Origin of the sequence: Neobacillus sp. NPDC097160 (assembly GCF_044762155.1) — a bacterium.
Taxonomy (GTDB): domain Bacteria; phylum Bacillota; class Bacilli; order Bacillales; family Cytobacillaceae; genus Neobacillus.
Map to the genome: position 1 here is coordinate 37,855 of NZ_JBIWDU010000028.1, position 14,232 is coordinate 52,086.

Genomic DNA, 14,232 nt, shown 5'->3' on the forward strand with positions numbered 1-14,232 from the left:
CCTCTCATCTTAGGCGATTGTCCAATATATTCGTAATTTTCTATTCAAATTGTTTAACTAATTAGGAGGATCTTTGGTTAGTGTGACCGATGTGAATTTTGGGGAAAAAGACTATACTAACTTGGATTTTTACATAAGGGAGGAAAAGTAGATGGAAAAGGTAAGTGGAAATATCAAAAAACCAGACAAAAACAGTTCTTACATGTTATTAAATGTTCGATTGGAAAATGGATACACGTATGAAAATGGCATGGTGGCTGCAACGGAAACCGTATTGCGAAACCTACAAATTGTTGATGGGAAAATTGCTCAAATTCTTGAAACTAATGTTCCATATCCTAACAGCATCAATTGTTTTGACGCGAAAGGGATGCTGTTGCTTCCTGCTTTTAAAGATATGCATATTCATTTGGATAAAACATATTATGGCGGTCCTTGGAGAGCGGCACATACTACAAAAAATGGTATTTTTGATATGATTTCGTTTGAACAGACATTGCTGCCAGAGCTACTGCCAACTGCTCAGGAACGTGGAGAGAAATTAATTGAACTAATCCTCAGCTATGGTACAACGTATGTTAGAAGTCATTGTAACATCGATCAAGCGGTAGGGTTGAAAAATCTTGAAAACTTGAAAAACGCATTAGCGAACTACTCAGATAAAATTTCGCATGAAATCGTTGCCTTTCCTCAGCACGGCTTGCTGCGTTCAAATGTAGAAGGACTGATCCGTGAGGCAATGAATCTAGGGGTAACTCATGTTGGCGGACTAGACCCAACCGTGGTTGATGGAGATATGGAAAAATCGCTGAATACGATGGTCCAAATTGCGGTTGACTATAATGCAGGCATCGATATCCATCTTCATGAAGGCGGTGAAACAGGCTTAAAAGCAATTAGGCGATTGGCGGATTTAACAGAACAGGCTGGACTGCATGGAAAAGTAACGGTTAGTCATGCATTCTCACTGGCATCCTTGATGCCTGGGGAAGATGTCGAATTGGTCAATCTTCTTGCATCACTCGGGATCTCGATTGCATCATCCGTACCAATCGGAAAAAGCGTTATGCCGATTCCACTGCTACAGCAGCATAAGGTTAACGTCCTGCTAGGGAATGATAGTATTACTGATCACTGGTCTCCATTCGGGATTGGGGACATATTGCAGAAGGCACATCTAGCGGCACAGCTTTATGGATGGAATAACGAATACAAACTATCACGTGCACTGTCCTTAGCTACAGGCGGAATTACCTCGTTGAATGAAATTGGCACCCAAGTTTGGCCGAAGGAAGGGGACGAAGCTACCGCTGTTCTCGTGCCAGCAAGCTGTTCTGCCGAAGCTGTTGCCCGTCTGCCAAGGCGTGCTGCTGTTCTACATAAGGGAACACTAGCTTCCGGCGATCTTAATCCCGTAAGTTAATGCAACATAGTAGAAATAGATACACTCCCTAAGGTAAGATCCCCTTTTGCTTAAGAACAAAGGGGATCTTTTTCATTTACCAAAGCATACGTAAATCTATCTGGATAAAATCAGCATACCTGTCGAAAGGTTGGTGCCTGACTCCCAGTGTAATAAGGTGTTAACGAAGTGGGAGGCACCTTCCCTCGAAGTTGCCCAAAAGTAATGGAACCCATGCTTGATTTACATTCATGAATGGGTTCCAAGTGGAGCTCAGGTTAATGGCAAACAATCACTTCTCTACTAAATAATCCTTTTTTAGCAACACCACGGTCAATAATCGAAAAACCTGCTTTTAATAGGATTTCATCGACGGGTTCAACGGTCACCACGACCACTTTGTCGGCGAACCCACGTGCGCTTTGGAGCATTTCCAGCTGTTCTTCCGGGGTGATTACCGAACACAGATTATACGGCAAATCAATAATGGCTACATCATAATGATTGGTGATGTCACGAATATCGGCCAAGTTTATTTCTCCTGTAAGACCAAAGTGTGCCATGTTTTCTCGTGCACCAGGAAGGATTAGCTGATTTCGGTCGCTTCCGACTATATCAATGCCCATTGACCGGGCTTCAACTAGGACAGTACCAATTCCACAGCAAGGATCAATGGCTTTAATCCCTTTTGGATTAGGAATGGCGATATTCACCACCGCTCTAGCAACACGTGTGCTGAGGGCAGTGGAGTACCCATTTGGCTTCTTTTGATGACGAAACCAAACCGACTCACTTTTCACATACTGACCAAATATCCATCGTCCGTTTACATGCATGACACCAAAAGAATTGTCAGGGTGACGTAGATCTGCTTTTCCGTTGACATGTAATCCAATCTCTCGTTCAATGGCACGCCGTTTCTCGAATCCTTCGTTTTCGCTTTTAGTCTGACTATTATTTTTCACATAAGTGACTTTAAAGGTTGCTCCGCTTAGTTGCAAAGCTTCTACCTGCTGATAAAGATTGTCCAGGCTTTCCGCTTCATATATCACACTAATTCTTTCTTTTATAAAAGGGCTTCGACTTGGATCAATTTTTACTAAGCTTTCCAAGAGGTTTGATTGGGAGACCTCGCCGAATAATGAGCGTAATTCCAACGCACATAAAGAGAGTTCATCCTCTGAGCAGGCATAAGTATATATATAGGTCGTTCCTTTTTGTTGAGTAGTATCCAGGGCATGATCAATCATTAATTTTTCTATTTCATCTTCACCTCAAGTGTTATCTAAAAACATTTATCTTCTATTATACCAAGAAAAAGGGCATTATTTAAAATTGCCTTTAATTGGGTGTGATTGACTTGCTTTTCGTATTTTCATAGATTATTTGTTCATAAAGCTTTTCCCATTTATCTTTCCTTTGGTTTTCTGACATTCAATCATCAGGGCAAGAAGCAGGTTCAAGCTATTACGGAGAAAGTAGAACAAGTAAAAACTCTTGTAAGTGAAAAAAATTTTTCAGAGGCACAAGCTCTAGTTAACGAATTAAAGCAAGATGAAAGTGTAAAGGACGTATTTGCTAGTTTCTCGGAAGAAGTTGGTAAACTAGAAGTAACAATTAATGAAGAAATCAAGAAACAGAATGCAGGGTTTACCTTTAATCAGCCTGATAAACATGTTTGTTATCCGATTCGAGATTATCTAATTTATATTGGGAAAAAATCAAAGAAGCCATTGGATTTTATGTAAGGGCTTTTCATTGCCATTATAAGTTTAATAAACAAGTCTACATGAACTTATTTAGGTGCCTGATCCTGATGTTTCTACCCATTAACTTACTGGTGATCAGGCTCTTAGATTTTTTAAATTGATCGGAAATATATGAAAAAAGTAAACATTTTACATTATTATAAAGGTAAATCTTAAATGAAAGTAGGTCTACAGATGTCACTTTCGTTGGTTAAAGGGCAAAAAGCAGATATTACAAAGACAAATTCGCAGATAACAAAAGTGAATGTGGAGGTTGGATGGAATTCCTCTGCCAATATTGAACTTGATGCTTCTTCATTTTTATTAGCAGGGAATGGGAAGGTTAGAAGTGATGCAGATTTTGTTTTTTATGGACAACCTTCATCTTCTTGTGGTTCGGTAACAAAAATAGTGGGTGTAAATCATAATCGGCAACAATTCCAGGTTACTTTTAATAAAATTCCTGCAAAAGTAAAGCAGATAGTAGAATTGTGCGAGATCTCATGCCTCTAAATATCTTTTTCTCTTTCATTCCTCTTCATCTCCATCCTAAGATTAGTTACTTCAACTTTCATAGTAGTGGATGGTTGTTTAGAGTATGTAAGGTTGTTGTGAAAAAATGTAAAAATTCGAAAAAATAATGTATTTGAACTATTTTTTTCAAAAAATAGTTCAATGGAATCACCTTAAATTATTCATTTATTTAAGAATTGTTGGGCCTTTTCTCGTAACTTCCCTATTGTCAATCTCGAGCGATTATCCATCAAGAAGCTCAATTTATAGAAAGAAAGCTTATAAGAATAGTATTATTAACAAAATTTTTTCACTTGTTAATCTAATAGAATAAATAATGGAATAATGAGAAAAATGGCTTATATGGAATTGTTTTCATGTTAAATTATCATTAAGGGATTGTTAATTTTATGGGATTAGTGAGTGTAACTTATCGAGATTTTAGAGTTTAAAATAGTGTGATAGTTGGAAAATATCACGAACTAATTAGTTAGGAATAACTCATTCAACAGTGTAAGGAAATATCCTGTTTTAATTAGAATTAAAATAGTTTTGTATTAACCGTTAACAATTTCTCCTCCATTAACGTGCAAAATTTGTCCTGATATGTAAGATGCGTCGTCGGAGGCTAAGAATACATAAGCAGGTGCCACTTCAAACGGTTGACCTGCTCGCCTCATGGGAACATGATCTCCAAATGTGGCAATCTGTTCTGGAGGTATAGTAGATGGAATAAATGGAGTCCAAATTGGACCTGGAGCCACACCATTGACTCGAATCCCTTGCGATGCCAGTGACAGTGACAACGAACGTGTAAATGAAACAATGGCTCCTTTTGATGCCGAGTAGTCAATTGAATCTTGATTTCCCTGAAACGCACTAATGGATGTTGTATTTATTATGGAGCTCCCTGAATTCATGAATGGCAGAGCGGCTTTCGTCAAAATAAACTGCGAAAAAACATTTGTGTGAAAAGTGCTTGCTCGTTGACTCGAATCTATCTCTAGCAGACTGTTCCTGACGTATGCTACACCAGCATTATTAACCAAAATGTCAATTCGACCATATTGGTGAATCGTTTGCATTATAACTTGTTGGCATTGCTGCTCATACCCAATATCACCTGGAATGGTAATACAGCTACGCCCGTAACGTTTGACATAGAACTCCGTTTCTTTTGCATCGCTGTGTTCATTTAGGTATGAGATTGCAATGTCTGCACTCTCTTTCGCGAAGGTGACAGCTACAGATCTCCCAATGCCACTATCGCCACCAGTTATGAGAGCTACCTTATTCTTTAGTTTACCGGCTGGTTTGTAATTGGGGTTATCAAATATTGGCCTGGGTGTCATTATTGATTCAATTCCAGGCTTTCTTTGATGTTGAGGTGGGAAACCCATTACATACACTCCTCTCTGATTTTTCCTATGATGAATGATTCTGATAAAGGGTATGATTATCATCAGGAAAATATATCCTATCCAAAGAATTATATAGAGGAAGGGAAAAGGTATTCCTTCAAGAAGGGGAAATAAAAAGGCTGTGGTAGATTAAGCAACTAAAAGGAGTTAAGGCTTTATATACAAGTTATGCATAAAATCTGTATATAAAGCCTTATTTAAAAATAAACACTTATTTAATTAAAGCGTCTGTTCGTTGAAGATCGTTTGTAGCTTTAGAATAAAAATTGATCGAAAAGTTACCTTTACCCCATATTTAACATCAATACAAAAGACTCCATTTTGAAAAGATTGATTAAAAGGGAGTGACTTTTATAGAATCATTAAAAAGAAAAAATGGAAAGTTAGGATATATTTTTTGCTTCGTTTTACAACTATCTGATTTTTAATATTATTTTCCCTTTCGCCCTTCCTGACTCCGCATATTCTATCGCTTTTTGAGCATCTTCAAAAGGAAAAACTCTATCAATTATAGGTTTGATTTTACCAGTCTCAATAAAGTTTGCGACTATACGTAATTGCTCTCCACTTGGCTTCATAAACAAAAACGTATATTGAACATTATGCTTTTTTTCAAGCGCAGTAAGTTTATGACTTGCTGCCGAAAACAACAATGTTTTAAAAAATCCGGAACCATATTCTTTACCAAAACGAGCATTCGGTAATCCCGAAACGGAAACAATTTTTCCTCCGCTTTTTATCACTTCGAATGATTTTTCGAGAATCTCGCCCCCAAGTGTATCAAATACAGCATCATAGTTTTTCAGTATCTCTTCAAATTTATCCGTCTTGTAATTTATTATTTCATCTGCACCAAGAGATTTTACTAAATTCCCACCAGCTTCACTGGCAGTCGTTGCAACAGTGGCACCCATTAATTTGGCCAGTTGAATAGCAAAGGTACCGACACCACCAGCCCCAGCCTGAATTAAAATCTTTTGTCCCTTTTGTAATTGCAAAATGTCTGTTAGGGCTTGATAGGAGGTTAACCCAACCAGCGGGATCGATGCTGCTTCTTCAAAGCTCAAATTTTTAGGTTTTAAGGCGATGTCATCTTCATGAATAGCGATATATTCAGCAAAAGTACCGATTTTACTCTTACGTGGACGTGCATATATTTCGTCACCAACTTTAAAACGAGTCACTTTTGCGCCAACCTTTGCAACGACACCAGAAAAGTCATTCCCTAAGATAAGAGGCATTTTATATTTAACTAACAATTTCACTTTCCCATCGCGTATCTTAAAATCAACAGGATTAATACTAGCTGCATGAATTTCTGCGAGTACCTCATATTCACCAATTTCAGGTGTGGGCATTTCTGCCAAGCGCATTGGAACTTTCCCATACCTATCAATAACCATTGCTCTCATAGCCTATACCTCCAAAATAATGTGTGGTTTAAATTCCATCATTTCAATAAAAGTTCTGCATGAACTTATCAATATCCAACACAAGCGTTCTTAATAAACCTAATTCTGTACGTACATTAATATAATAAAAGTTTTTTGTCCCTTCTTTACGCATTAAAATAATACCGGCATCTCGTAAAACCTTAAGATGATGGGACACAGCAGGTCGAGAAAGATGTGTTTGTTCAGTGATTTCACCCACACGTAATCCTGTTTGACAATCCGTCCCCATTAGAACTAACAAGATCGATTGACGTGTTTCATCACCAATTGCCAATAGTACTTTTTGACAATTAATAAAACCCTCTTTGATCATATTTAGTTGGTCCTGTTTATTCATTCAGTAAAATACCTCCAATAATCGGTTTAATGGTTTAAGTTGATGAACCATATCGTCGAATACAACAATATACTACTGTTATGTTAGGTGCAATATTGAGAAAGCAAATCGAGACGAATACATCTTAGAGGGGAAGCATCATTAACTTTTAATGTTTATCAACTTAAAAAAGGGGACTATGTTTGATGATAACTCTAAGAAATAAAGCAACTTTAGTATCCCACTTGATCCTTTAAAAAAGTTAAGACCCAATCTAATGGATTTATCGATTTTTGGCTGCCTCGTGATAAAACGGATCAGATAAAGTTTGAATATGACGGAAAAAAGGCAGAATCAGAGATTGCCACTTTGGAAGGTGATCCTACTTGTATTACAACCATGCAGCTGAAGTAGTGAATTACTTAGTAAATATGAGTCGTATATATGAACTAAAAAATGGTCAGTCCCCTGCCAATTTCACGTGCGGGAACTACCCCTTTTTAACCAATTTTTTGAATTTGCTTTCATCTGCTGGATGAAACCAACTGTTCACATTAAATTCATATTTCTAACATTAATATGTTAAAAAACTGTGAAAGTCGTTGCCAATTGGATCCAAACTGAGTATATTTAAAGTGTAGAGAAGATAGTGAAAACAATCACAAACTTCACTACAAAATCCAGCTAGCTGATCAGCCCCTTAACGAAAGGGGACACAAAAATTTTTCAATAAACTTGTGAAATATTTCACAAGGACTAATAGGAGATGATTGTGATGAGATGGTACAAAACCCCTCTAACAGCAGGTGTTTGGACAGTTTTACGAATATGGCTTGGCTTACAATGGATTGAGGCAGGTTTTCATAAAATAACAGGCGGATTTGATGCTGCCGGATTCCTAAAAGGTGCTCTTGCAAATGCAACTGGTGATCATCCAGCAGTTCAAGGATGGTATGCTGAGTTCTTACAACAATTTGCAATGCCAAACGTTCATATTTTCAACGTATTAATACCTTGGGGAGAATTACTTGTTGGTATTGGTTTAATCGTCGGTTTAGCAACAATTCCAGCTTTAATTGCCGGAGCCTTCATGAACTTAAACTTTATGTTAGCTGGTACAACAAGCACTAATCCAATACTTTATACAGCAGCAATGATTCTCTTATTCGCAGGAGCCGGTGCTTACTACTTTGGACTTGACCGATTTGCGGTTCCATTTATCAAAGGCTATTTCAAAATAGGTCATGAAAAACCTGCCGAAAATGCTCGATAGCTGTTACGATTTCAAATAACGTAACTTACTTCAAAATAACCATGGAAAATCAGGCAATCACTAAGACTGCCTGATTTTAATTTTAACTATTAAATGTTTGATTTAAGGTCTTTTAATTTTTGTTTGGCATCATCATCTGAGAGGATAGTGCGAAGTAAGAATCCCAATTAGATAAGTTGGATTCATTTTTCATAAAAAACTTATGTGAAATGAATCCAATAAGGGGTATTGGATGCAATTTTGAAAAAAATTCTGAGTGGAATAAATCCAATAGGGGGTATTGAATTCATTTTTGATAAAAATTCTGAGTGGAATGAATCCAATAAAGGGAGCATTGGATTTATTTTTAATAAAAATCTTCAATTCTACATCGAAGATACGGATGGCAATGTGGAGCTGAATGAAATAGTTAAGACTCCATCGATAGATTTGGTAATTTTTGGTTGCGTGCGTGATAAAACATATCAGATAAAGTTTGAATATACCGGAATAAGGCAGAATCAAAGATTTTCACATTTGAAGTAGTGAATTACTTGGTTTATATGAGAAATATTGAACTAAAAAAGGGTCATCCCCATCACGTGAAATCGGCAGGGCTGACTCTTTTTTTAAAAGGTGAATACCTGAATTGAATGCCGATAACTGAACCCTAGGGTAATGAAGTGTTAATGCAGTGGGGGACAGAGCCCTTTTTTAATAAAAGGTCTAAAGCCAAAATCAATCAAAAAAGAATAAGAACTTGATGGATATGATAATCCTAAGGAATAAAAGAATAGTTTGATCCCATTTATGAGGGGGGCGGACAAGAAGATGTTTTCATTGCGTGGGGATGCTCACAAGGTTTTTCTTAGACTTAAAAATACTATTGATGATGGCCAGTCCATTCATCAAATGAAGGAATATAGAGAAATCCAAGCTATTCAGGATTTATATAGGTCACTCGACAGTTCTACATTACAATTAATTTATTATCGAATGATTAAGGAAAATAGTGGGACGGGCATTATCCCCATCTTAGTTTCCTCAGCACCTTGGTTGTTACTGCTTTTTTCTAAGCAATTATCGGAGTTTTTGTTTAATGGTGGGAGCCGACTTTGGGCTGTCTTTAGTATCGTTTACTTGGCTTTGATGGCCTTAAGTGTCATCATCCATTTTCGTGAAAAAGCGTGGGCAGCTTTTCATATGGAAATCATTCAAGCCATTTTAACGGAACGACAAAAAAAGATCCGGCATTAAGCTGGATTTTGGTGTTTCAAAAGAACTTACTTCAAAATCTGTACATCTCTACCATAGTCTTCACTTAGTCTCAGAAATAATCTGGCACGGAGGAGATTTCGACCAACATGTAAAGAGTAAATGGGCCCTATCCATCATCGTATAAGGCCTTTTTAATTTTGTTGAAAAATAGTAAAAAGCACCTGTCCTTTTTCGCCCTTCCTCTATATATAAGAAGTGAAAGCAATGGTCCGATGGATGAATCAACTTGATGAAATGGAAGTTCCAGATGGTTTATTCAGATTCGGCTTAAAGGAAAGGGTGAGAGAGGATGAGTAAATTATTAATTAATGAGTCGCCAGTGATGATTATTCCTTCATTGGCAGTAAGGCTGGGTTTAAATGAAGCGGTGGTTCTCCAGCAAATCCACTATTGGATTATATCCAGCAGGCATGTCATCGAGGGACGGAAATGGATCTACAATACCTATAAGGATTGGCAGAAGCAGCTTCCATTTTGGTCAGAGAGTACGATCAAACGGACGATACGCTCACTCGAGGCTCAAGGCTACTTACTTTCAGGTAATTTTAATCAATTGAAAATCGATAAGACCAAGTGGTATACGATCGATTATGAACGTCTGGAAACAGTAGAGCCAACAGAATCTGAGCAGTCGCCGGCTCAAACTGAATCAGCTAGTACGTCAGGCTGCACGATGGAGGACACAAGCCTGAACCAAGCAATACCAGAGAATACTTCAGAGAGCACTTCAGAGAGCACTTCAGAGAAAGAAACTCCTGTCGTCGAGATCATCCATTACCTCAATGAAAAAACAAAAGCAGACTACAAACCCAGTACATATAAAACACAGGAAATGATCAGAGCAAGAATACGAGAAGGATTTACTGTGGAAGATTTTAAAAAGGTCATAGATTTGAAGACTGCTGAATGGATGCATGACCCGCGAATGTGTAAATACCTAAGGCCGGCAACGTTATTTGGCAGCAAATTTGAATCCTATTTTAACCAAAAGTCCTTCAAGAAATCCTTGAACGAGGAGGATTACGATTTAGATGATGAAGCGTGAGACCTTTGAATTAGTAAAGAGAATTGCTATTTTTTATGATCAGTTTGAGGTGAACCAAGAGAAAGTGAACCTGTGGCATGAAGTGTTTAAGGGTTACACCTTTGACGAGATACAAGGGAACCTGTTGGCCTTTGTAAAGGCGTCCTCCTTTCCACCCAAAGTGTCGGATTTGATCTCAAAGTCTACGATTTCAAAGACGATTCCAAATGCAGAAGAGACAATGAAACGAACTTCAAGGCTGAAACCTGGGAGTGAAATAGTCGTTCAAAGAGAGTTGGCAAAAATGAGAGCCATCTTGGGGATTGACAAGGGGACAAAAGATGGAAGGGATTGAGCCATTTAATGAAGAAGCAGAAGAGGCTTTGGTAGGAGCGTTCTTTTTAGAAGAGGAATTGGTGAAAGAATGCACCATTCGTCCAGAACAGCTGTATTCCTGGAAACTGAAACTAATTTATACAGCCATCCGCAGTTTGGATGAAAAAGGCAAGCCGATTGATATTATCTCTGTTGTGAAGGAACTAGGGCTTCCGAACCTTAAAATGGTGGGAGGGGTTAGCTATATTACCCGATTAGCCGGAAGTGTACCGACAACAGCCAACTTTCATTCCTATGAAAAACTGGTCAGGGAATATGCCCAGAAACGAAAGACCATACAGATTGCCGGAAAAATAATGGAGCAGGCGCAAGCGTCCGATATCAGTAAGACCTTAAGTGATGGGATCCACGAATTAATGGCCGTCGAGGAGGATGAAGCCGATGAAGATAATGGTGATATTACACCGACGCTAGTGGATTTATTTGCGGACTGCGAAAAGAATCTGGGCGAGATCGTCGGCATTCCGTCTGGCTTTTCCCATTTAGACCAACTTCCGGGAGGGTTCCAAGAATCTGATTTAGTGATCATTGGTGCCCGCCCCAGTATGGGAAAAACGACGGCATTCGCCTTGAATTTGGCGTTGCATGCGGCATTTCAAGATGTAAGTGTCGTATTTTCCATAGAAATGGGAAGAAAACAGCTGCTGAAACGCATGGCTGGTTTTACAGGATGCATCGATAGTCTCAAAATGAAGAACTCAAAAAAGGAGTTTCAAGAGGACGATTGGCAGCATTTTACGGATAGTATCGCAACGTTATCAAAAGCCAATTTACATATTTTTGACCGGGCAGGGATGGACGTCCCTTTTATCTGGTCAAAGCTCCGCAAGATTCGCAGGGAGTACGATCGTGAAAAAAGGATCCTGGTCGTGATTGATTATCTGCAGCTGATCGCGGGTGATCGGAAATACAAACAAAACCGCCAGGCAGAGATTAGTGAAATAAGCAGAGCCTTAAAAACGATGGCGAGGGAATTGAATGTGGTCGTTATTGCCCTTTCACAGCTGAGCCGTGGGGTTGAAAGCCGCCAAGATAAACGGCCGATCTTATCTGATTTGAGGGAAAGCGGACAAATCGAGCAGGATGCTGATTTGATTGCTTTTCTCTATCGTGATGATTACTATACGAATGATTCTCCACGAAAGGATAGGATGGAGATCATTCTTGCCAAGCATCGGAATGGGCCTACTGGAACAGTGGAACTAGGGTTTAACAAGAAATTTGGGAGGTTTGTTCATTTAGGGAAGTAGAGGTAGGGGAAATTAACCATGGGAAAAGAATAGTGAAGTTCACAGGTACTGTTTCATGGTTTTTAATGAGGTCAGTCCAAACTGCAAGAACCGTTCCGCTGGATTTTTATTATTAGATTAGATAAGGGGAGCCGTATCATAAGTAAATGAGGTTTATTGTGGAAAATAGGTACAGTACCATCCAAGAGGAAGGTGCTGTTTTTATTTATTAGTTATAAACTTGAATAAAATTCCAGTCCATTTCAGCTTAAAGTTGACTTCATTGTTCCAATATTTCTAACAAATAAGATGACATATTTTCAGAATCTTAATATACACCATTAAAGAATTGCACGAAGTTTTCTAAATCAATAACATCGTTGTTGAATTCTCTAATATAAAATGGGTTCTAAATCTCTTATTAAGGAATAATGAGCAAAAGTAATATCATAAACTTTTTTGACATTATCTTTGACAGTTTCAATTTTAGTATTGAGTTCATTAACTTGGTTGATGTTGTTAATAAAGCTACTAAAATGTGCTGGTTAGTTCATAAAGATTTCGCTTTCCCAATATGGTGATGGAAGATGTCTATTCATCAGCGAGAACTTATATAGCAAATTCAGATGAGCAAAAGACATTTCGGGATTTTTATATGAAAAAAGTCAAAATAAAACACGGAAAGGTTTATGTAGGAAACTTTTATAGAATTGCAATGAATAAATGTTGTAAAGAAAATTCATGAAAACCTTATTTAGAATTAAGATGAAAATAATAGAACTAGGTATTATGAGTTATTTTGTTACTATATAAATGTAACCAAATTGTATGTATAAAATCAAAAAAAAGGTATAATATTCCTGGTAGTAATTAATTACTATGGAAGGATGTTGCATTGTGACTGAGCCGGTAATATTATTAAGTCTCATTGAAGACCAAAGAATAATAAATCAAGTAATTGACCCGGAACATAATGAGGAATTAATTAATTTAATGGTAAAAGAGTACCCAGATCAAATAGCTGATTTGAAATTAATGAAAAGTGAAGAAATTAAAAATTTAGTTGAGGGGAAATTCCCAACGAAAGATACGAACTATAAAAATAGAATTGTTAAAAACTTAGAGCTAATTAAAATCTCAACTTTGGTTGAAGAACAACAAATTGAAGAAGTTAATATAGAAATTTCCAATGATATTCTAGAAACAATAAGTTTAAAAGATATCATTGAAATAGATGAATTAAAAGAAAAACAATCTCTGGAAATCAGTTTAAATTTGTTACAGAAATTCGTAATTGAAAGAATAGAAAAGGATTGCTGGAGCGAAGCGAATGTCGAGGGAACATTAGCAAAAAAGTTTGGATTATCACCAACAAAAGTTAGAATCATTAATAATTTAACTGAATACATAAAATTTGTATCTGAGTTGGATATGCCTATTAATTTTGTATCAAGGGGTCAAAAGGATTGTAGTTATGATTTAACTCCATCATTACATAGAATTTATCAAGAAGATCATGATATACATGCCAAAAGATATGAAAGTAACTTTAAGCAGAAAATGCTCTATTATGAAAAAGATATTAAAAATAGATCAAATGAAGAGTTAAGAGCTGAGGGCCAACATTTTGGATTGCCAACAAATTATTTAGATTTTACAGAGGCGCATTTAATTTCATTATTATTCGCTATAGAGGATTTCAATTATGTGGGAAACCACTCTATTGTATTTTTTATTGACGCTTGTGCTTATAATTATGCAGCAATAAACAGAAATGAAAAACTTATAAATTTTGATTCACAAGAACAAATAAAGTCATTAGAAGAGTTTAAATCTCGTTCATTTTTTATAAAATTAGCCAATCTAAATGAAAGAATTCATTTTCAAAAGGGATGTTTTTTAAATATATCTGAAAATGAATTAAATAAAGATAGCTTCAAGAAAAGACTAGCAGAAAATTGTAATATCGCTGTTATAAATAAAAACTTCAAAAAGGACATATTAATTGAACTTTTCCATTTAGGAATAACATTTGAAAATATATACCCTGATAAAGATAATCTTGTGAAGTCGATAAAATTTAATTATGAAGAGATTGTGGGAGGGATAATCTAAAAATGGATAGTATTCAAGATTCAATAAAGAAAAAGAGAGAGAAAGGTCGCTTATAGAGGTTATAGGAGCCCGTAACGATAGAAA

Annotated in this window: 14 protein-coding genes and 1 pseudogene; 11 read left to right on the plus strand and 4 right to left on the minus strand. The window is 36.9% G+C overall.

Features of this window, described 5'->3' with window-relative positions; translation table 11 throughout:
* Positions 1-151 precede the first annotated feature (151 nt).
* A complete protein-coding gene (locus ACIQXV_RS27345; RefSeq protein ID WP_402964812.1) occupies positions 152-1,423 on the plus strand; it encodes an amidohydrolase family protein in 1,272 nt (423 codons plus the stop codon).
* A gap of 257 nt (positions 1,424-1,680) precedes the next feature.
* Here ACIQXV_RS27345 and ACIQXV_RS27350 read toward each other — a convergent pair whose 3' ends face one another.
* Complete coding sequence (locus ACIQXV_RS27350; protein WP_402964814.1) at positions 1,681-2,652, minus strand: TRM11 family SAM-dependent methyltransferase; 972 nt, start codon at positions 2,650-2,652, stop codon at positions 1,681-1,683.
* Between the two features lie 105 nt (positions 2,653-2,757).
* Here ACIQXV_RS27350 and ACIQXV_RS27355 point away from each other — a divergent pair, with 105 nt between their 5' ends.
* Together ACIQXV_RS27355 and ACIQXV_RS27360 are read left to right on the plus strand one after the other, a co-directional pair.
* Positions 2,758-3,150, plus strand: a complete 393-nt coding sequence (locus tag ACIQXV_RS27355) for a hypothetical protein (protein ID WP_402964817.1) — start codon at positions 2,758-2,760, stop codon at positions 3,148-3,150.
* Positions 3,151-3,327: 177 nt separating this feature from the next.
* Positions 3,328-3,663, plus strand: coding sequence for a TerD family protein (locus ACIQXV_RS27360; protein ID WP_402964820.1), 336 nt, complete (start codon positions 3,328-3,330; stop codon positions 3,661-3,663).
* A 557-nt stretch (positions 3,664-4,220) separates the two neighbouring features.
* Here the strand turns inward: ACIQXV_RS27360 and ACIQXV_RS27365 are convergent.
* The 3 genes from ACIQXV_RS27365 to ACIQXV_RS27375 form a co-directional block, all read right to left on the minus strand.
* Positions 4,221-5,063, minus strand: a complete 843-nt coding sequence (locus ACIQXV_RS27365) for an SDR family oxidoreductase (protein ID WP_402964822.1) — start codon at positions 5,061-5,063, stop codon at positions 4,221-4,223.
* A 434-nt stretch (positions 5,064-5,497) separates the two neighbouring features.
* Positions 5,498-6,496 carry an NADP-dependent oxidoreductase gene (locus ACIQXV_RS27370; RefSeq protein ID WP_402964825.1) on the minus strand — a complete coding sequence of 333 codons (999 nt, stop codon included), beginning with the start codon at positions 6,494-6,496 and terminating at the stop codon, positions 5,498-5,500.
* A gap of 43 nt (positions 6,497-6,539) precedes the next feature.
* Entirely contained in the window at positions 6,540-6,875 is a 336-nt protein-coding gene (locus tag ACIQXV_RS27375; RefSeq protein WP_402964828.1) for an ArsR/SmtB family transcription factor, read from the minus strand.
* 240 nt (positions 6,876-7,115) lie between these two features.
* Between ACIQXV_RS27375 and ACIQXV_RS27380 the strand changes: the two are divergent.
* From ACIQXV_RS27380 to ACIQXV_RS27415, 8 genes and pseudogenes are all read left to right on the plus strand, one after another.
* Positions 7,116-7,268 (plus strand): annotated as a pseudogene (locus ACIQXV_RS27380) (CueP family metal-binding protein); the annotation flags it as partial.
* A gap of 361 nt (positions 7,269-7,629) precedes the next feature.
* The gene (locus ACIQXV_RS27385; protein WP_402964830.1) at positions 7,630-8,127 is read left to right on the plus strand and encodes a DoxX family membrane protein; all 498 of its coding nucleotides are present in this window, start codon (positions 7,630-7,632) and stop codon (positions 8,125-8,127) included.
* 228 nt (positions 8,128-8,355) lie between these two features.
* Positions 8,356-8,652, plus strand: coding sequence for a hypothetical protein (locus ACIQXV_RS27390; RefSeq protein WP_402964833.1), 297 nt, complete (start codon positions 8,356-8,358; stop codon positions 8,650-8,652).
* Positions 8,653-8,937: 285 nt separating this feature from the next.
* Positions 8,938-9,363, plus strand: a complete 426-nt coding sequence (locus ACIQXV_RS27395; RefSeq protein WP_402964836.1) for a hypothetical protein — start codon at positions 8,938-8,940, stop codon at positions 9,361-9,363.
* A 310-nt stretch (positions 9,364-9,673) separates the two neighbouring features.
* A complete protein-coding gene (locus ACIQXV_RS27400; RefSeq protein ID WP_402964838.1) occupies positions 9,674-10,429 on the plus strand; it encodes a conserved phage C-terminal domain-containing protein in 756 nt (251 codons plus the stop codon).
* The gene (locus ACIQXV_RS27405; protein WP_402964841.1) at positions 10,416-10,763 is read left to right on the plus strand and encodes a hypothetical protein; all 348 of its coding nucleotides are present in this window, start codon (positions 10,416-10,418) and stop codon (positions 10,761-10,763) included. Before ACIQXV_RS27400 ends, ACIQXV_RS27405 begins: the two co-directional genes overlap by 14 nt.
* Positions 10,750-12,054 (plus strand): replicative DNA helicase, encoded by a 1,305-nt coding sequence (gene dnaB, locus ACIQXV_RS27410; RefSeq protein ID WP_402964844.1) that lies wholly within the window; start codon positions 10,750-10,752, stop codon positions 12,052-12,054. The genes ACIQXV_RS27405 and dnaB overlap by 14 nt, the downstream gene beginning before the upstream one ends.
* 876 nt (positions 12,055-12,930) lie before the next feature.
* A complete protein-coding gene (locus ACIQXV_RS27415; protein WP_402964846.1) occupies positions 12,931-14,148 on the plus strand; it encodes an FRG domain-containing protein in 1,218 nt (405 codons plus the stop codon).
* Positions 14,149-14,232: the final 84 nt, after the last annotated feature.